We start from the raw sequence: 18,125 nt of genomic DNA, 5'->3' as shown, positions 1-18,125 counted from the left end.
ACTTTATTTCCACTCGTTAATTCTTTCAAAAACAAGCCATTGGCTGTTTTGAAAAACCTCCTCATACCCCGGCAGCTGCGATAGTCTCAGCTGCGGGAACCTGCGCAGAATTCTGTCTGCTGTGATCTGCCCCTCGGCCTGCCGCGGGACGACAATATAGTTTGTCCGCGGCACGCCCCCCTCAAGCGCCCAGTCGTAGGCAGGCTCTCCGGCGATCACCAGCCGGTCTATATTCCCCAAACCAACCACGATCTGGGGATTTTTTTCAACATCTACCATAATTTCAGACTTGTCGCGCAAGAATGAAACAACTTCCTGCGTGGGGCGCGACGCTGCGTTCTCTTTCCCAAGCATGGCATTGGTCCAAACGCGGGTTTCGTTATGGGCGACATGGCGCATGACAAGCGCAGAGGTCAGCAGCGACAGCGCCATCAGGGTGATGGCAATGGGTTCGCGCAGCGGCAGGTTGGGCCAAAAGCGGATCGCGGCAACCAAGACGCCCAGCATGGGCGCCAGCGCCATGGCCGGGTCGCCTTCGACGTGGAAGAATGTGTTCAGCGTATAGCCGCCCAGCACAGCGCCCACGGCGGCCAACAGCGGCATGAACAACCGCGGGATCAGGATGTTGCGCAGGATCGCGACAAAGGCCGCGGGGCCAAGCCCGGCCAGAATGACCAAATGCTCGCGCAGGGTCAGCGGCGTCGCGGTTTCCGACAAAAGCGGGACAAGGCGGCTGTCGAATATCATGCTGACAAACATCAGCGACCCCACGGCGGCAAGCACCGGATAGAACATCGCCACAAGATACCCCGTGGAAGAGGCCGCAATCATGCTGGGCCGCGCCGCCACGATCATGAAGGGCATCGCGCCCAAGCAGAGCATCAGACCGTAGCTGTCCGAAAGCGCCACCACCAAAAGCCCCACGGCCACTTTCATCATGTCAGGCGCGTTGCCGGTCAGCCGCAGATTGACGATGCCGCGCGCGAACAACCATGTGCCCAAGATACAGAACATCGTTTCAGGCCCATCGGCCAAGGCGCGTAGGAAAAAGGGGTTTAACGCCAGCAGAAACACGACCAGAGCCGCGGTCACACCCGAAAACTGACCCGTATCGCGCAGATTGAGGAACCACATGACCAGCAGCCCTGCCCCCACCAGCGCAGAGAGCACGAAGGGCACTGGCACCTGTGTGTCAGGCAAGACCGCCTGCCCCAACAGCGACAGCGCATAGGGAACGGGCGGGTAGAAGGCATCCGTGGCCTTGAACTGCACCGGCCCGTCGATCTGCACGATGGACTTGGCCCAAAGGTCGGTCACATCCATTGACAGAAAGCCATGCGCCTCGGTCCAGCCGAGGCTGAGCAAGAGCACCAGCGCCAGCACGACAAAGCCAAAGGACCAAGAGGCCGCGCGGATCATTGCGTGGCCTCCGTCGCTTCGGCGCTGGCTTCGGCGACCTCATTGGCGGTGTGTTTGGACAGGCCGTGCTGGGTCTTTTCCCAATAGAACGGGTTGAAGATCAGTTGCGACAGCGCCTTATAAGAGGCTACGGTCATCAACACCCAATACCCCACTACGGTGATCCCCCAAGGGGCCAGATCGGTCCATCTGCGCCTAAAGGGCGCGACCATCGTGAGGTAGATCAGCAGCCCATTGCCCGCCAGAAGGTTGACCAGCGAAAGATACAGCACCGGCAGCGGGAAATAGGGTGTGATCACCTCGGTTCCGAAAATCAGCCAGATGGCAAAGATCGACCAGAACACCGGGTTCAACAGGCCCGACAGCACCGTGCCCCCGATGAAGAATATAAAGCCAAAGACCCCTGCGCTGCCGACTGACTGCCAAAGGTGAATCGGTCTGCGGCTGTGCACAAGGAAGGTCTGCATATAGCCTTTGATCCAGCGCGAGCGTTGGCGCACCCAGTTCGGGATCGAAACATTGGCCTCCTCAAAGGTCGTGGAATCGATGACCCCCACGCGGTAGCCCTTTTGCGTCAGACGAATGCCCAGATCGGCGTCCTCGGTCACGTTGAAGGGATCCCATGCGTTCAACTCGCGCAGCACGTCCATGCGGAAGTGGTTCGAGGTGCCGCCCAGCGGAATAGGCACACCCAAACGCTCCAACCCCGGCAGCATCAGGTCGAACCACAGTGAATAGTCCAGCGTGAACATCCGCGTCAGCCAGTTTTCCCGCGCGTTGTAATAGTTCAACCGGCACTGGATGCAGGCGGTATTGGGCGCGGATTGGTTGAAGGCGGCGATGACCTTTTTCAACTGATCCGGTTCGGGCTTATCCTCGGCGTCAAAGATCACCAAGAAATCCCCCTGCGCATAGCGCAGCGCAAAGTTACAGGCCTTGGGCTTGGTCTGCGGATGGGAGGCCGGGACGCGAATGATCTCGAACACGCCTTCGAGGTCCAGCTTGCGCGCCGCGTCGATCGTTTCGTGGTCGCCCTCTTCTAGCACGATCTTGATGTCAAGCTTGGCCAGCGGGTAGTCGAGGTTACGCAGCGCTTGGGCAAGGATTGGCAGCACCTCGGGCTCGCGGAACATCGGCACCAGCACGGTATAGATCGGCAGGTCTTCGTCGCGCAGCAGCGATGCCTCAGCCGCGATGGCCCGCGATGAGGTCTCCTGCGCGGCACCGCCCAGCCAGACAAGCAGCGCCTTGAACAAGAAGTTTCCGGTGTAGAAAACGGTCAGAAAGACGTTCAGCACGATCAGCGTGATCACCGGCGAAAACGCGAGCCCCAGCAACAGGGCCGAGACCAAGAGGTAAATCACCAAGATCTGCGGCGGGGTCACCACATTCTGCGCCGACATATCCGGGTCAAGCTCTGCCAGAGCAAAGACCGCTTCATGGGAATGTTTCTCCCGGAAGGCGCGTTGTAGCTGCCATGACACATCGAAATGCGATGCCACCACGATGGTCACGCCGGTGCCGTAGACCTCGCGGATGTGCAGCAGTGTGCGCGGCCCGGGCCGCGAGGTGGCCACCGTCAGGGTGCCATCCTCTGCCCGGCCAATCGGCACCGTCATAAACTGGTTCATCACCACCGGATCATACCGCCGGATCAGATCATCATCGGCGCGGTCTTCGATCAGATCGACCAGCGTCAGCCCATGGTAAAAGGCGATCTCCCGGTAGAGTGTCTGCGTGGTCAGCCAGCGCCGCGACAGTAGGACTTTGACCAGAGAGACGTTCCAGTCTTCGGCCAAATCCTCTGCCGCGTCGAGCTGTTCAGCCGTCAGCGCGCCACGGTCAAGCAGCAGCGAACCAATGGCTTCGCTTTCGGCATCCAACGCCACGGTGACTTACGTCTCGTCTTTGCCGCGACGCGCGCGGTAGACGCGCTGGAAGACGATCAGCACAAGCAGCGTCACCAGCACCCAGATGGCCCCCACGATCCAAGGGCGGTACTTGGCCAGCATCTGCGCAAGGCTGGTGCGGTCAGGGTAGTCGACGTCAACCAGCGGGCTGCGATCAGTGGCAGTGGCAAGGATCACCCCGTCCTGCCCGATGAGGGCCAGATCGCCCCGGTCCAGCATCATAGGACGTTCGGGTGTCAATTCCGGCGCCGGGCCGTTGCCCGGACGCAGCCACAGACCACGGGTATCGCCACGGGTGACGATCTGCACCACGCCAAGGCGCGACAGGTCTTCGCCCGAATAGATCAAGTTGTCTTGACGGTCGCGCACCTCAATGCGGCCCTGATCAAAAGTGATCAGCGGGTCGCCATCTCCGGGGTTTTGCTCAGAGATCACAAAGAAAGGCTCGTCCCCTTCAAGCGCCTCAACCGAGGCGCGGGGCAGGATGGTGGCACGGTCCGGAATCACACTGCCCGCAACGCCTGCAAGCCACGGCAGTGATTGCGCGAAATCCAGCGAAAGTGCGGGGTCAAGCACGACCTGAACGCCATTGCCGAACTCCTGTCGCAGGGCAAAGAAATCCTGATCCTGCGGCGCGGCATCGGAAAGCAACAAGGCGCTGCCGGGCAGGATCTGCGCCGGATAGCCCTGCGGCTTGAACCGGCATTCGCCGCCCGTGGGCTGACGCTGGATCGACACGCGCAGCAGGTTGTCGCGCCCCAGCAGGCCGCTGGGCACAGAAAAGGTCAATTGCTCGGGCTTGCCACTGCCAAGCGGGCGGTTGCCCAAAAGCGTGTCATTCAGAAAGACCGAGGCCGTCGCTCCGCGCCCTTCGGGATCAAGCGCTGCGGCCACATGCAGATTAACACCGGCCACGCCCTTGCCCGCTGGAAGGTCCGAGGACTGGAACGGAACAAAAAAGTCTTCGGTCGAGACCACGGCACGCGGGGTGAGATCGGCCTGCAAGGTAGAGAGCGGCAAGCGGTCATCGAACAGAGCCTGAGCCCCGGCCACATCGACCACGGTCGCATCCGTGTTCGACAGGGCCGACCATTCCGACATCATCTGCCACAGCCCCACCTGCGGATCACTGCCGCGCAGGGTCAAGACCGGCAGGCCCGCTTGGGTGTTCACGGCCATCTCACTCGCCACGCCAGAGGCAGTCACGTCTAGTTGGATGACACCTTCGGACCATGCGCCCGCCGGGCTCGCCGTTTCCTCGGCAAAGGTCAGTCGCCCCGCTTCGGCGTCAAACAACGCGGCGGCGCGGGTCGCGGCAGCCAGAGCGGCGAGGGAATCGTTTCCGTTGATCGCAAGGCGCGTATTCGCAGGACGCAGCCCCGCGAAGGCAGCCGATGTATCGATTTCCGAGGGGTCCAATTGCAACGTCACGGAAGACGCCGCCGTAATCTCAAGAAAATCCCCTGAGGCGCGCTCGTCGACGCAGACCCGATCACTGAGGGCGCCGGAATAGGAGAGGCCCACGGCGATAAACCCGCCAGATACGTCTTCGGGGCTGAGCGGCACGGGCAGGCTCAGGCGCCCTGCCCCATTCGGCAGCGCCTGCGATGTCACGGGGCGGCCCGCGACCGAGACCTGCAAATAGCGGTCTACCTCGGTGGTGGAGGCGTGTTCAAGCTCTAGCTGCAAGCTTCCCGAGTTCAGCGCATCCGCGTCGGGCAGCGGGATGTAGATCGTCGCGTTTCCAGACAGTTGGCGGAAAGAAATGCCGTTTTGAAACCCAAGCTCCGCCAGATCGAAGGTCCGGACAATCAGCCCCTCTTGGACCTGCTTCGCGGGGGCGCGCGCCGCGTCCTCACCCGTGGTCGTTTGAGCGTGAACTTGAAACGGCAGCAAAGCCGCCAGCAAACCAATTGCGGGATACTTCATGGAAAGGCTTTCTTAGATATTTTCGACGACGCTATTGGCATCGGCCAGAGCCGTCTCAATTATACGAACATCATCGGCTGACAAGGGCGAAGAGGACTCATCTGCATCTTCGGCAACGCGCAGCCCCTTGCGCAGACAATCTTCAATCTCAAGGTAATCCAGCATCGCGGCGTTCCCGGCCAGATCGTGCAGCATGCGGTGGACCTTACGCGCGTTCGTCTCGCGCGGATCGGCCCCGTCCGTCTCGCGCAGTGCGTCAGAGACGGCCTGCAAGCGATCCGGGATCCCTTCGATAAAGCGTTTTCGCGTGGCGGCAACGCGCTGTTCATATGTTTCGGTAGGTGCCACAGATTGTCCTTCGTACCAGCCCGCAACCGGGCATAGATCGCGCGTTTAGATTATTGTTCGAAACCTGTCAGAATTATGGCGCGGAGGGTAAATCCACACGTTTTTAAGAGAGAACGCGCAAAATTTGGGCCGTTGAATTTGGGCAGTCTCTGTGCTGCCAGCCGAATACACGCCCCGCTTAAGACGACGACGCCCCCGGCCAAGATGAAAGACGGGCGCGGCATGTCGCGCCCGTCTCTTGGTATCAGCTTTCCAGCGCCGCGAGGACCGCATCAGGGGTGATCGGCAGATGACGGACCCGCGCCCCGGTGGCGTTGAAGATCGCGTTGGCAACCGCCGGCGCGATGACCGTGGTGCCCGGCTCGCCAAGTCCGACGGGCACTTCCGTGCTCTCGACAAAGGCCACTTCGATGTCCGGCACATCAACCATCCGCAACGGCGTATAAGACCCGAGGTTGAGATCAACGACATTGCCGTCTTCGATCCGCGTGCCCTCATGCAGAGCCATGGACAGGCCCCAGAGCGCCGCGCCTTCGCATTGCGCGCGCGCCCCGTCGGGGTCGACCACGGTGCCACAATCGAAGGCCAGCCACATCTTCTCGACAGCAACCTCGCCCGTTTCGGCATCCACCGCCAGTTTTACCGCGGCTGCGGTCCAAGTTGGCATGGTCCGCGACTGACCAAAGGTGGTGGCGATCCCGATTGCCGTGCCCTCGGGCAGGTCGGTCTTGCCGTAGCCTGACATCTCGGCCACGCGCTGCAAGACAGCCGCCTGACGCGACGCACCGCCCACCGCATTGGGCGCAGAGCCCGCGTTGATGCCATCGGCCTTCAGGTGATCCAGACGGAACTGCAATGGATCGGCGCCGATCTTATGCGCGGCCTCGTCCATGAAGCTTTCGACGGCAAAGTTGGTCCAGCCCGGCCCGACCGAGCGCAGCCAACCGGGACGGAAGGTCGCGTTCGCCAGATCGTTGGAGATCGCCCGCACGCGGTGCGCGCCGACGCTGTACCAGTGATCCGCACCGTCGATGGCAAAGGGATCGTAAGGCTCTTCGTTGACACCTTTGGGCATGAAGCCCGGCGCCATCACCTGCGTCGGCCAACCGGCGGCGGCGTGGTGTTCCATGCCTGTGACGGCTTTGGCATCGTCAAACGCCATGCGCAGTTTTTGCACTGAAGGCGAGCGGATGCTGTCGAACTGGGCGTCTTCCTCGCGGGAGAAGACCAGCTTGACGGGCTTGCCGACAGCCTTTGAGGCCAGCGCGGCCGGCACGATATAATCACCATTCAAACGACGGCCAAAGCCCCCGCCCAGCATATAGCTGCGCATCACGATCTTGTCGGCAGGTACCTCAAGCGCCGTGGACAGCGTAGGCAGGATCAGCGATTGCCACTGGTTGCCCGCATGCGTTTCCCAGATGCCATCGGCGTTCTGGAAGACGGTCGCGTTCACCGGCTCCATCTGGAAGTGCAACACGGATTGCGTGGTGTACTCGGCCTCCAGCGTCTCGGCAGCGGCGTCGAAAACGGCGCTGGTCTCGGGCTGTTCAGTGTGCAGGATCGAGCCTGCATCGCTTCCGATCAACTCGCGCGAGCGGGCTTGGATGTCATCCTCTGACACATCGGCCGTCTCGCCCGCTGTCCAATCGACGCTGATCTCATAGGTGGCCATCCGAGCGGCATGGAGCGTTTTGCCCAGCACCACAACCCAGCCCGGCACGGTGCCCGACGGGTCATCCAGCACCACGGTTTCAAGGTAGCCTTTGACCTCTTTCGCGGCGCTGTCATCGACTGAATTGACCTTGGAGCCATAGCGCGTCGGCGGCAGCATCGGCACGCCGTAGACCATGCCATCGACCTTGGCATCCAAGCCATAGATCGCCTGACCGGTGGTCTTCGTATCCAGATCAAGAGGATGCACGTCTTGGCCCACAAGGCGCAGATCGGCATGGGGTTTCAACGGCAGGGCTGCCAATTCGTCTTCGGTAAAGCTCCGGTCGAGCCCTTCGGCCACCAGATCGCCGTAGCTGATGCTTTGCGTGCCATCGGTCACGGCACCGTCGCGTGCGGTCAGGCCAGAGGCATCAACGCCCCACTTGGCCGCCGCCGCTTCGATTAGCGCGGTACGGCCCGCAGCGCCTGCCTGACGGTAGACCGGCCAGCTTTGCCAGATCGACCAGCTGCCGCCGGTGACCATCAGGCCCCATTTCTTGGCTGAATCGACATGGGTGATGTGCACATCTTCCCAAGCCACTTCCAATTCATCCGCCAGAATACGCGCGATGGCGGTGCCGACGTGCTGGCCCATCTCGGCGCGAATGATGTTGACGTTGACCTGACCATCGGCGTCGATCCAGTACCACATCGACGGCTCAAACGGCTGGCCGTTCGGAGTGATCGGCGTGCCATCCGGCACGGCGGGGTTCATCGCGGCGTTCGACGCCTGCGGGAAGCCAAAGGCAACGCCCGCGGCGGTCATGGACACCAGAAACCCACGGCGGGTCATCTGCGATTGATTGTCGGAGCCTTTCAGGCGGGACATCAGATTAGCCATTGTCGGAGCCTCCCATTGCTGTGGCGGCGTCGCGCACGGCTTGACGGATACGGGGATAGGTCATGCAACGGCAAAGGTTGCCGGTCATCACCGCGTCGATGTCTTCGTCGCTGGGGTTCGGCGTGTCTTGCAGCAGCGACGCCGCCTGCATGATCTGACCCGACTGGCAGTAGCCGCATTGCGGCACGCGCAGGTTGCGCCATGCTTCTTGAACGGGGTGCTTGCCCTCTTCGTCCAGCCCTTCGATCGTGGTGACCGACAGGCCCTCGACGTCCGCCAGATAGGTGATGCAGGACCGTGTGGCGGTGCCGTCGATATGCACGGTACAAGCGCCGCAGGCACCGATGCCGCAGCCAAACTTGGTGCCGGTCAGACCGATTTCATCGCGGATCGCCCACAACAGGGGCATGTCCGGGTCTGCGTCGACAGAGATTTGCCGCCCGTTCAATTCGAATTTTATCATGAAGTGGTTGTCCCTTGGGGTATGCTTTGCCTGAGGGGAGCGCGCGTATAGCTGCCCTTACGTGAGGGGCTGTACATAGGTCTAATGCAGCGCAGGCACAGCGCCAGATTGACGTCATCACGGAATTGTCAGAACGAAGGCGCGCGCGTGTGGCCTTAGACGTGCTGCCCGCCGTTCACCTCAATCTCGGTTCCAGAGACGTAAGAGCTTTCCTCACTGCACAGGAAATAGATCGCCCGCGCGACCTCATCGGGCTGACCAAGGCGGCGCAGGGGAATGGTCTGCACAATTTTATCGGTGCCTTCGCTGAGGATTGCCGTGTCCACCTCGCCCGGTGCAATGGCGTTGACCCTGACGCCGAGCGGGCCGAAATCATGAGCCATCTCGCGCGTCAGTGCGGCGAGCGCCGCCTTTGAGGTCGCATAGGCAGCCCCGGCAAAGGGATGCACCCGCGACCCGGCGATAGAGGTCACATTCACCACCGATCCGCGCCCGGCAGAGAGTTCATCCTGAAGCCCCCGCGCCAGCACCACGGAGGCAAAGAAATTCACATGAAACACCTGCCCCCAGGTTCGCAGATCGGTGTCGAGCGTGCTGAGCCGCCCGCCATCTTCACCCTTTGGCGAAATGCCTGCATTGTTGACCAGCGCATGCAGCGGGTTGCCGTTCAACAGCCGCTTGACCTGTGCGACGGCCTCAATCGTCTGGTTCGGGTCGCTTAGATCGACCTGCACATGGTCCTGCGCCCCACCGGGCCAAGGGCATTCGGGCGAGAACGCCTGCCGCGAGCAGCCAATCACCCGCCACCCCTTGCCCGCGAAAGCCTTGGCCGTGGCATGACCGATGCCCCGGCTCGCCCCCGTCAAAAGCAGCGTCTTTTGGTCGTGGTCCGCAGTATCCATCGCTTGATCCATATCTGGCGCAACGCCTGAAATAGCGCCCTAGTCGGCAGCCGCCAGAGCGCGTTCGTAGTCTTGCCCCGGAATAGCGTCGAGCAGGCTGCGCGTATAGGCGGTATCGGGGTCGTGCAGCACTTTGCCAACCGGCCCCGCTTCGACGATCTGGCCCTTTTGCATGACGATGATCCGATCACAAATCCGCGCCGCGACGCGCAGGTCGTGAGTGATGAACAGCATCGACAGGTTCAGACGTGTTTTCAACTCGGCCAGCAGATCAAGCACCTGCGCCTGAATGGACACGTCGAGAGCCGAGACGGCCTCATCCGCGATGATGATCGACGGCTCCAGCGCCAGCGCGCGGGCAATGCCGATCCGCTGCCGTTGCCCGCCAGAGAACTCGTGTGGGAACCGTTTCATCGCGCTTTCGTCCAGCCCAACCAGTTCAAGCAACTCCCGCGCTTTGGCCTTCGCCTCTTTATCCGGCGTGCCATAGGCGATCAGGCCTTCGGTGAGGATGCGGGACACGCGGGCGCGGGGGTTGAGCGAGGAAAACGGGTCTTGAAAGATCATTTGCAACTTGCGCCGCTGTGCCCGCAGTTCCGCGCCGGACATATGGGCGATATCCACGCCATCCATCAGCACCCTGCCCCTATCGGGATCGAGCAGACGCACCAGACAGCGCCCGACGGTGGATTTGCCCGACCCGGATTCTCCGACGATACCAATCGTCTCGCCCGCGTAGAGGTCAAAGCTCACGTCCTGCACGGCCTTCACCACACGGCGCTTGCCAAAGAGCGTGCCAGAGCCGGTCGAAAAGGTTTTTTGCAGCCCTTCAACCTTTAAGAGCGGCGCGCGCTCGACCTGCTCGGGCGCATCGGTCTGGGTCAGCCGGGGGATCGCGTCGATCAGGGCGCGGGTATAGGGGTGCTGGGGCTTCAACAGCACCTCTTGAGCCGGGCCTGCCTCAACGATTTCACCCTTTTTCATGACGATCACCCGGTCGGCGATATCGGCCACCACGCCAAAGTCATGGGTGATAAAGATTACCGCCATGCCGCGCTTGCGGCGCAGGTCTTCAATCAGCGTGAGGATCTGCGCTTGGGTGGTCACATCAAGCGCCGTGGTCGGCTCATCCGCGATCAGGATGTCAGGCTCGAGCGCCAAGGCCATCGCAATCATGACCCTTTGTCGCTGCCCGCCCGAAAGCTGGAAGGGGTAGGCCCGGATCGCTGCTTGGGGGTCGGGAATGCCGACCTCCTCCAGCAGTTTCAACGCCCGCGCGCGCCGTTCCGAGCTGTTGAGCGCACCATGCGCCTCGAACACCTCGGCGATTTGCGCGCCGACCCGCATCAGCGGGTTCAACGCGCTGAGCGGTTCCTGAAAGATCATCGAAATACGGCTGCCGCGCAGCTTCAACATCTCTTTCTCAGACAGGCCGAGGATCGACTGCCCGTCAAAGGTGATGCTGCCCTTGTCGGGCAGAACCCCCTGCGGCAACAGCCCCATCACCGCATTGGCCGACATGGATTTACCAGACCCGCTTTCGCCGACAATGCAGAGGATCTCTCCCGGTGCGAGGTCAAAGTTGATGTCCTTCGCGGCATAGAGCCGATCCGCCCCCATGGGCAAAGCGATAGACAGATCACGGATGCGAAGCAGGGTCATTCGGATTTCCTCGTCAATCGCGGGTTCAGCGCGTCGTTCAGGCCTTCGCCGATCAGGTTCAGCGCCAGCACGGTCAAAAGGATCGCCATGCCCGGCAGGAAGGACAGCCACCATGCGGTGCGGATCACGGTGCGTGCAGCCCCGATCATATAGCCCCAAGACATGATGTTCGGATCGCCCAGCCCCAGAAAGGACAGCGAACTTTCCAGCAGGATCGCCTGCGCCACCATAAGCGAGGCCAGCACGATGATCGGCGGCAGCGCGTTGGGCAGGATGTGGCGGGTGATGATCTGAAGGTTGCCAAGCCCCGACAGGCTTGCAGCCTCGACAAACTCGCGGGTTCTGAGCGACAGCACCTCGCCGCGCACCAGACGCGCGACTGGGGGCCATGACACGATGGAAATCGCGATGATCACAAAGGTCAGGCTGGGCTGGAAAATTGCCAAGAGCACGATCGCCAGCGCAAAGCTAGGGATGGTCTGAAAGAACTCGGTAAACCGCATGAGCGCGTCGTCAATCCGCCCCGCAAAATACCCCGCCGCGGCCCCCACCGGCACGCCGATGGACAACGCCACGATGGTCGAGACCAGCCCGACCAGCAGGCTCACATAAGCCCCATGTGCCAGCCCTGCCAGCACATTGCGGCCAAGCGCATCTGTACCCAGAAGCAGCCCGTCTTGGGTGAACGGCGGCAGGAAGGGACGCTGCACCATTTTCCACGGGCTTTGCGGGAACAGGATGGGTGCGAGAATGGCGGCGGCCACGACGAAGGTCAGGATGACCAAGCCGATCACCGCGCCGCGGTTATAGCTGAAACGTTTCCAAAAGCTCATCATGTCGTCAGCCTTATCCGCGGATCAACAATGACATAGATGACATCCGTGATCAGGTTGAACAGCAGCACCATGGCCGCCGAGATGTAAAAGACCCCGAGGATCACGTTGTAATCCCGCTGGTTGATCGCCTCGAACATCAGCCGCCCGATGCCGGGCCATGCAAAGACGGTCTCGGTCAGGATCGCCCCGCCAAAGATCTGCCCAGCCTGAAGCCCCGCAAGCGTAATGACCGGCAAAAGCGCATTGCGCAGGATGTGCCGCCGCTGGATCACGCCGCGGGTCAGCCCCTTGGCACGGGCGGTTTTTACGAAATCGAGCCGCGACACTTCAAGCATCGAAGCCCGTGTCATACGCATGTAGATCGCCGTGAAGAACAGCCCCAAGGTAGAGGCCGGGAGGACGAGGTGTTTCGCCACATCCAATACATGGGCAAAACCCGTATAGCCCGCCCCGATGGTCGCATAGCCAAAGCCCGGCAACCATTCGAGCCAGACGGAAAACACCAACGTTGCCATCAGCGCCACCCAGAACAGCGGCGTGGCATAGAACAGCAACGCGAAGGTCGAGATGATCGTGTCACCCCACCGCCCCTGCCGGGCAGAGGCCGCGACGCCGGCGGTCACGCCCAAGACCAGCGACAGCACGAAGGCCACGCCAGTCAGCAAAAGCGTCGCTGGCAGGCGGTCGCCGATCATCTCGGCCACCGGCATCTGCTGGCGGAAGGAATAGCCCAGATCAAGCTGCACCGCGCCTTTGATATAGAGCCACAGCTGCATGTAGAGCGGCTGGTCCAGCCCGAAACGCGCCCGCAGGTCTGCAAGGAATTTCTCATCCGCCGCCCCGGCTTCGCCCGCCATGACCGCAGCAGGGTCACCCGGTGCCGCATGGATCAGCAGGAAATTGAAGACAAGGATCGCCAGCAGGATAAACACTGCCTTGATCAACCTGCCCAATATGAAACGTATCACGCTATCCGCCCCGTTCTTGTTCTAAAGTGAGCCCAAGCCGCCGAAACGGCTCGGACCTTGAGCGTTGTCGCTCTTTTTATTTGTCGATCCACACGTCACGGAAACCGTCGTTCACACCAAAGGCAGTGTTGACGGGGTTTTTGATGTCACAGCGGTAGATCGTGGGGAAACCCAGTTCCAAGAGCCAAATGTTCGGCACTTCCTCGACGATTTTGTCTTGGATTTCCTTATAGGCGGCCTTGCGCTCTTCGGGGCTGGCCATCAATGCCGCTTCGGCGAACAGCTTGTCCGTTTCGGCATTTTGATAGTTTGCCACGTTGTTCCAAGGCGAACCGGGAGCGGCATTGTCGCCCATATAGGTCCGCGAAACGCCGAGCGCCGGATCGCCGTATTGGTAGAGGTAGGTAAAGGCGAGATCATAGTCGCGGTCCGCGACCTTCTGGTTCCAGCCCGCAACGTCCGAGGGCACGATCTCGGTCGTCATGCCGATCTCGCTCAGGTTCTGTTTGACCGCCTCGGCCCAGCGCTGCCACGTCTCACCGTAAGGCAGACCCAAGATGCGGATGGTTTCGCCGTCATAGCTGCTTTCTTCCAGCAGTGCTTTGGCCTTTTCCGGATCATAGGAGATATCCGGCGTATCGCCGTCATAGAACCGTGTGGAAGACGACAGCGGCCCGGTGGAGATTTTACCCAGACCATTCCAAAGCGCGTCCTTGGCGAACTGCCGGTCGACGCCATGCATGATCGCCTTGCGCACTTTCACATCATCAAGCGGCTTGTTGTCGTTGTTCACCCACATCCAAGACAGCGGGCCGAAGTATTCCCAGCCCTTGTCGGTGATGCAGGTGTTGTCCATCGCCTGAATGCGCGCCACGTCGAAGTTCTCGACCGAGCCGCCGGGCAGCACGTCAACCTTGCCGGTCTCATAGGCCACGGCGCGCGACGCCGCGTCGGGGATCACGTGGTAATAGACTTCGTCGACGTAGGGTTTGCCCTCCATGTAGTAGTCTTCGTTCTTTACCAGATGGATGAAGCTACCCTTTTCCCATTTGTCGAACTTGAAAGGACCGGTGCCGATGGGCGTGTTGTTCGCCTCATTGTTTGCAAAATCCGTGCCTTCGTAGATGTGTTTTGGGATCATCGGCGCGGTGCCCGGCTCAAAGATGCCGATGAAGGGGCCGAAGGGCTGCTTTAGGTTAAAGACAACCGTATATTCATCCGGCGTCTCGATGCTTTCGACATGCTCCATATAGGTGCGCATCCGCGAGTGGCTCTCGCGCAGGAACTTATCCATGGAGAATTCAACATCCGCCGAGGTGAAGGGCTCTCCGTCATGGAACACCACGCCCTCGCGCAGCTTGAAGGTATAGGTCTTGCCGTCCTCTGAAATCTCCCAAGATTCAGCCAATTGGCCTTCGGGTTTCAGATCGAAATCATAGCGCAGCAGGCTTTCGTAGATATCGCCGCCGACCATCTGTGTCGGGCCGTTCTGCACAAGGCCGATCATCAGGCTGGGCGGTTCGGGCTGGATCACAACGTTGAGCGTGCCGCCGGATTTCGGCTCGCCATCCTGCGCGGCCAGTGGTCCGGCCAGTGCCAGCGCCAGAACGGCTGCGGTTAATTTAGTGGTGTGTAGCATGTAAATCCCCATTGGTTTTGCTTTGACTCGCCCAGTGACAGCGTCCGATCTTCTGTCGGCTTCTTGCAGTCGTTTGGGTGATGGCCGCGCGATGCGCAGCGCTTGAATTGCTCATTCGTCTATGGTGAACGATTGGATGTATCTGATGATCCCCTCCTTTGCGTCATCTATGTCTGCACGCATCTCCGCGGCAGCCGCCGCAGGATCGCGATTTTCACAGGCGGCAATGATCGCCTGATGATGTCGGACCAGCCCCAGCTGTTCCCGCGCATAGTACCCCGCGATGAGCGGCCCCATGCGCAGCCATAGCCCGCTGAGAATGGCCAGCAGGATCGGCATCTCCGCCGCCTCTACCAGCGCGAAATGGAACTCCTGATTGTACTTCACCGCCTGCGGCCAGCGCCCGGCCACGGCTGCGGCCTCATTCCGCTCCACGATCTTTTTCAGGCGGCGGATTTCCTTGGCTCCCACCATCTCGGCGGCACGGCCTGCGGCAAAACCCTCCAACTCGCGCCGGATGCTTGCGATCTCAAGATACTGCGCCTCGGTCAGCACCGGCACGCGCACGTCGCGCATGCTGCGCTGGATCAAAGCCTCATCCCGCAAGAGCCGCTGCACCGCGTCGCGCACTGGCGTCGAACTGGTGCCCAGCCGCTCGGCCAAGCCGCGAATGGTAACCTTTTCATTCGGGCGCAGCTTGCCTTCTACCAAGTCCTGACAGACCCGATCATAGATCGCATCGCCCAATGAAACTTGACTGATCTCGGCCATCGCGCCCTCGTCCTTACCGACCGAACCATGGCCAGTTTTGATGCATGATGCATCATTTCTATTGAGCCTGCAAATTAAAACTGCAATGCTCCGCCGCAGCGACATCAGACCACAGGGAATGTGATGAAAGTCTTTTTCGACGAACGCCAGCTTGGCCACGCACCGACCCACTACTTTCGGCGCGGCGCGGCCATGCCGCATCAAGAACAGCCACAACGTGCTGAAATTCTACGCGATATGTTAATCGGCGAAGGGTTTAAGATTACCAAACCCCAAGACCACGGGCTTGCCCCGATCAAGGCCGTGCACAACCCCGACTACGTCGACTTCCTGCCCGACGCACACGCCCGCTTCGTCGAAAGCGCGGGCCCTGATGCGCTGGCCATCCCAACCATGCACCCCGGCGTGCGGCGCGGGAAAGAGCCCAAGGACATTCACGGTCAATTGGGCTGGTGGATGACCGACACCTCGACCCCACTGACCGAAGGGTCATGGGACGCCGCCTATTGGTCGGCGCAAACCGCCGTCCAAGCTGCCGAGACCGTGGCAGCCGGTGCCCGCGCCGCCTATGCGCTTTGCCGTCCGCCCGGCCACCACGCGATGCGCGATTGCGCGAACGGGTTTTGCTTTTTCAACAACGCTTGCATCGCGGCGGAGCATCTGACCCAGACCTACAAAAAGGTCGCGCTGATCGATATCGACGTGCACACCGGCAATGGCTCGCTCGACATCCTCTACGAACGCGGCGACATCTTCTTTTGCTCGCTGCACCCCGACCCGGCCACCTACCCCACCTTCTACCTTGGCCATGCGGATGAAACGGGCGAAGGCGACGGGGTGGGCAAATCGCTGAACCTGCTGCTGGAACAGGGCGCGAGCCAAGATGACGTGCTGGCCCTGCTCGACAAAGGCATCGCCGCGATCCGTGATTTCGGAGCCGAGGCGCTGGTGGTCTCACTGGGCTTTGACATGGCCGCCGATGATCCGCTGGCCGCCGTAAATGTCTACCCCGACGGCTTTGCCGAAATGGCGCGGCGCTTGGCGGCGCTGAACCTTCCCACGGCATTGATTCAAGAGGGCGGTTACCTTGGCCCCTCCCTTGCCGATAACGCAAAATCATTTCTCACGACATTCCGCGAGGCCACAGCATGAGCAAGACACCCAAAGAGATGAACGGCGCTGAAAGCGTTGTCCGCAGCCTGCATGCGGGCGGGGTGGAGGTCTGTTTCGCCAATCCCGGCACCTCCGAGATGCAATTCGTCGACGCGCTGGACCGCACCAAACTGATGCGCTGCGTCTTGGGCCTGTTCGAAGGCGTGGTGACCGGTGCCGCCGATGGCTATGCGCGCATGGCCGGGAAACCGGCAGTGACCCTACTGCACCTCGCGCCCGGTTTCGCCAATGCCGCCGCCAACCTGCACAACGCCCGCAAGGCGCGGGTGCCGATGGTCAACCTTGTGGGCGACCACGCGCTGCGGCACCAGAAATACGATGCCCCCCTCTCGGCAGATGTCGAAGGCGCCTGTGCGCCATTCAGCGATTGGGTCCGCTCAGGCCGCGATGCGGGCAGCTTTGCGGCGGATGCGATGACCGCCCTCGCCGTAGCGCAGAGCAAGCCCGGCAAGGTCGCCACATTGATCGCCCCTGCGGATATCGGCTGGGATGCGGGCGGCAAGATGGCCGAGGCCGTGGCCCCCGCCGCCCCTGCTCCGCTGGATGAACACGCGCTAGATGCCGCGATCAAGGCTTTGGAGAGCGGTGAGAAAACCGTTCTACTCGTCGGCAGCGCGGTGCTGGAAAGCCAAGAAGCAATGGCGCTGCTGCACGGCATTGCAGACAAGACCGGGGCCGATATCCTCGCGCCCACCTCAAACCGCCGTCTGGAGCGGGGTCAGGGCCGCTTTGCGATCAACAAAGTCCCCTACCCGATCAACGCGGCCCTTGAATGCCTTGCCCCCTACAGCCGCGCGATCCTGATTGAGACCCCGCCCCCCGTCGCCTTTTTTGCCTATCCCGGCAAGCCGAGCCTGCTGCTGCCGGTCGATTGCCATACCGTCACATTGGCGGCTGTTGATGGTAACGGGTCTGAGGCCATCGCCGCACTGGCGGATCGGATCGGTGCCAAATCCGCCACGCCTCCCCAGCATGACAAGCCCGCCGTACCGCAGGCAGGCGGCATCACTTTGCAAAACCTCGGCGCGGCTTTGGCTAATGCGCTGCCGGAAGACGCGATTGTGGTGGATGAAGCGGTATCCTCTGGCGGGGCCACCTTCCCCGCAGGCGACAGCGCTGCGCCAAACTCTTGGCTAGCCATCACCGGCGGTTCGATTGGCATTGGTATCCCGCTTTCTGCCGGGGCCGCCATTGCTTGCCCTGACCGTCCGGTGATCACGCTGCAAGCGGATGGATCGGCGATGTACACCATCCAAGGGCTTTGGACCCAAGCGCGCGAGAACTCCAACGTCACCACGATCATCCTCGCCAATCAGTCCTATGAGATCCTCAAGGGCGAGTTGCACAACGTCGGTGCCCAACCCGGCCCCGACGCGCTGAGCATGCTGAACCTCGACCGCCCGCAACTGGATTTCGTCGCCATGGCCAAGGGCATGGGCGTGCCGGGCAAACGGGTCGAAGACATCGCCGACTTGATGCGCACCATCGAAGAGTCCGCAAAAGAGCCCGGCCCCTTCCTCATCGAAGCGATGCTGTAACCCACCGAAA

The 18,125-nt window shown here is 61.4% G+C and carries 14 protein-coding genes; 2 read left to right on the top strand and 12 right to left on the bottom strand.

The window, feature by feature from the left end:
• Positions 1-3: 3 nt before the first annotated feature.
• The 12 genes from O4H31_RS05310 to O4H31_RS05255 form a co-directional block, all read right to left on the bottom strand.
• Positions 4-1,419, bottom strand: a complete 1,416-nt coding sequence (locus tag O4H31_RS05310; protein WP_269343537.1) for a hypothetical protein — start codon at positions 1,417-1,419, stop codon at positions 4-6.
• Positions 1,416-3,308 (bottom strand): glycosyltransferase family 2 protein, encoded by a 1,893-nt coding sequence (locus O4H31_RS05305; RefSeq protein ID WP_132444961.1) that lies wholly within the window; start codon positions 3,306-3,308, stop codon positions 1,416-1,418. Before O4H31_RS05305 ends, O4H31_RS05310 begins: the two co-directional genes overlap by 4 nt.
• A gap of 6 nt (positions 3,309-3,314) precedes the next feature.
• On the bottom strand, positions 3,315-5,258 hold the full coding sequence (locus O4H31_RS05300; protein WP_269343534.1) for a cellulose biosynthesis cyclic di-GMP-binding regulatory protein BcsB: 1,944 nt from the start codon (positions 5,256-5,258) through the stop codon (positions 3,315-3,317).
• Between the two features lie 12 nt (positions 5,259-5,270).
• Positions 5,271-5,606, bottom strand: a complete 336-nt coding sequence (locus O4H31_RS05295) for an Hpt domain-containing protein (protein WP_269343532.1) — start codon at positions 5,604-5,606, stop codon at positions 5,271-5,273.
• A 244-nt stretch (positions 5,607-5,850) separates the two neighbouring features.
• A complete protein-coding gene (locus tag O4H31_RS05290) occupies positions 5,851-8,151 on the bottom strand; it encodes a xanthine dehydrogenase family protein molybdopterin-binding subunit (protein ID WP_269343530.1) in 2,301 nt (766 codons plus the stop codon).
• 4 nt (positions 8,152-8,155) lie between these two features.
• On the bottom strand, positions 8,156-8,626 hold the full coding sequence (locus O4H31_RS05285) for a (2Fe-2S)-binding protein (RefSeq protein ID WP_067940853.1): 471 nt from the start codon (positions 8,624-8,626) through the stop codon (positions 8,156-8,158).
• Positions 8,627-8,781: 155 nt separating this feature from the next.
• A complete protein-coding gene (locus O4H31_RS05280) occupies positions 8,782-9,540 on the bottom strand; it encodes an SDR family NAD(P)-dependent oxidoreductase (RefSeq protein ID WP_269343529.1) in 759 nt (252 codons plus the stop codon).
• Positions 9,541-9,567: 27 nt separating this feature from the next.
• Positions 9,568-11,190 carry an ABC transporter ATP-binding protein gene (locus O4H31_RS05275; protein WP_269343527.1) on the bottom strand — a complete coding sequence of 541 codons (1,623 nt, stop codon included), beginning with the start codon at positions 11,188-11,190 and terminating at the stop codon, positions 9,568-9,570.
• Positions 11,187-12,026 (bottom strand): ABC transporter permease, encoded by an 840-nt coding sequence (locus tag O4H31_RS05270; RefSeq protein ID WP_269343525.1) that lies wholly within the window; start codon positions 12,024-12,026, stop codon positions 11,187-11,189. Before O4H31_RS05270 ends, O4H31_RS05275 begins: the two co-directional genes overlap by 4 nt.
• A complete protein-coding gene (locus tag O4H31_RS05265) occupies positions 12,023-12,994 on the bottom strand; it encodes an ABC transporter permease (RefSeq protein WP_269343524.1) in 972 nt (323 codons plus the stop codon). Before O4H31_RS05265 ends, O4H31_RS05270 begins: the two co-directional genes overlap by 4 nt.
• Before the next feature lie 76 nt (positions 12,995-13,070).
• A complete protein-coding gene (locus tag O4H31_RS05260; protein WP_419723585.1) occupies positions 13,071-14,645 on the bottom strand; it encodes an ABC transporter substrate-binding protein in 1,575 nt (524 codons plus the stop codon).
• 99 nt (positions 14,646-14,744) lie between these two features.
• Positions 14,745-15,404 carry a GntR family transcriptional regulator gene (locus O4H31_RS05255; protein WP_269343520.1) on the bottom strand — a complete coding sequence of 220 codons (660 nt, stop codon included), beginning with the start codon at positions 15,402-15,404 and terminating at the stop codon, positions 14,745-14,747.
• Between the two features lie 123 nt (positions 15,405-15,527).
• Between O4H31_RS05255 and O4H31_RS05250 the strand changes: the two genes are divergently transcribed.
• Both O4H31_RS05250 and O4H31_RS05245 read left to right on the top strand, forming a co-directional pair.
• The gene (locus tag O4H31_RS05250) at positions 15,528-16,556 is read left to right on the top strand and encodes a histone deacetylase family protein (protein ID WP_269343518.1); all 1,029 of its coding nucleotides are present in this window, start codon (positions 15,528-15,530) and stop codon (positions 16,554-16,556) included.
• Positions 16,553-18,115, top strand: a complete 1,563-nt coding sequence (locus O4H31_RS05245) for an acetolactate synthase large subunit (protein WP_269343517.1) — start codon at positions 16,553-16,555, stop codon at positions 18,113-18,115. Before O4H31_RS05250 ends, O4H31_RS05245 begins: the two co-directional genes overlap by 4 nt.
• The last annotated feature ends 10 nt before the right edge of the window (positions 18,116-18,125 follow it).

The sequence above is a fragment of the Sulfitobacter dubius genome (assembly GCF_027214245.1).
GTDB classification, from domain to species: domain Bacteria; phylum Pseudomonadota; class Alphaproteobacteria; order Rhodobacterales; family Rhodobacteraceae; genus Sulfitobacter; species Sulfitobacter dubius_A.
The sequence above is the reverse complement of the archived record's forward strand: the minus strand, read 5'-3'. Positions and strand labels throughout refer to the sequence as shown.

Coding starts and splice junctions, on each gene's coding strand:
- O4H31_RS05250 (WP_269343518.1), top strand. CDS start 15,528: ATGAAAGTCTTTTTCGACGAACGCCAGCTTGGCCACGCACCGACCCAC.
- O4H31_RS05260 (WP_419723585.1), bottom strand. CDS start 14,645: ATGGGGATTTACATGCTACACACCACTAAATTAACCGCAGCCGTTCTG.
- O4H31_RS05255 (WP_269343520.1), bottom strand. CDS start 15,404: ATGGCCGAGATCAGTCAAGTTTCATTGGGCGATGCGATCTATGATCGG.
- O4H31_RS05275 (WP_269343527.1), bottom strand. CDS start 11,190: ATGACCCTGCTTCGCATCCGTGATCTGTCTATCGCTTTGCCCATGGGG.
- O4H31_RS05285 (WP_067940853.1), bottom strand. CDS start 8,626: ATGATAAAATTCGAATTGAACGGGCGGCAAATCTCTGTCGACGCAGAC.
- O4H31_RS05300 (WP_269343534.1), bottom strand. CDS start 5,258: ATGAAGTATCCCGCAATTGGTTTGCTGGCGGCTTTGCTGCCGTTTCAA.
- O4H31_RS05270 (WP_269343525.1), bottom strand. CDS start 12,026: ATGATGAGCTTTTGGAAACGTTTCAGCTATAACCGCGGCGCGGTGATC.
- O4H31_RS05280 (WP_269343529.1), bottom strand. CDS start 9,540: ATGGATCAAGCGATGGATACTGCGGACCACGACCAAAAGACGCTGCTT.
- O4H31_RS05310 (WP_269343537.1), bottom strand. CDS start 1,419: ATGATCCGCGCGGCCTCTTGGTCCTTTGGCTTTGTCGTGCTGGCGCTG.
- O4H31_RS05290 (WP_269343530.1), bottom strand. CDS start 8,151: ATGTCCCGCCTGAAAGGCTCCGACAATCAATCGCAGATGACCCGCCGT.
- O4H31_RS05245 (WP_269343517.1), top strand. CDS start 16,553: ATGAGCAAGACACCCAAAGAGATGAACGGCGCTGAAAGCGTTGTCCGC.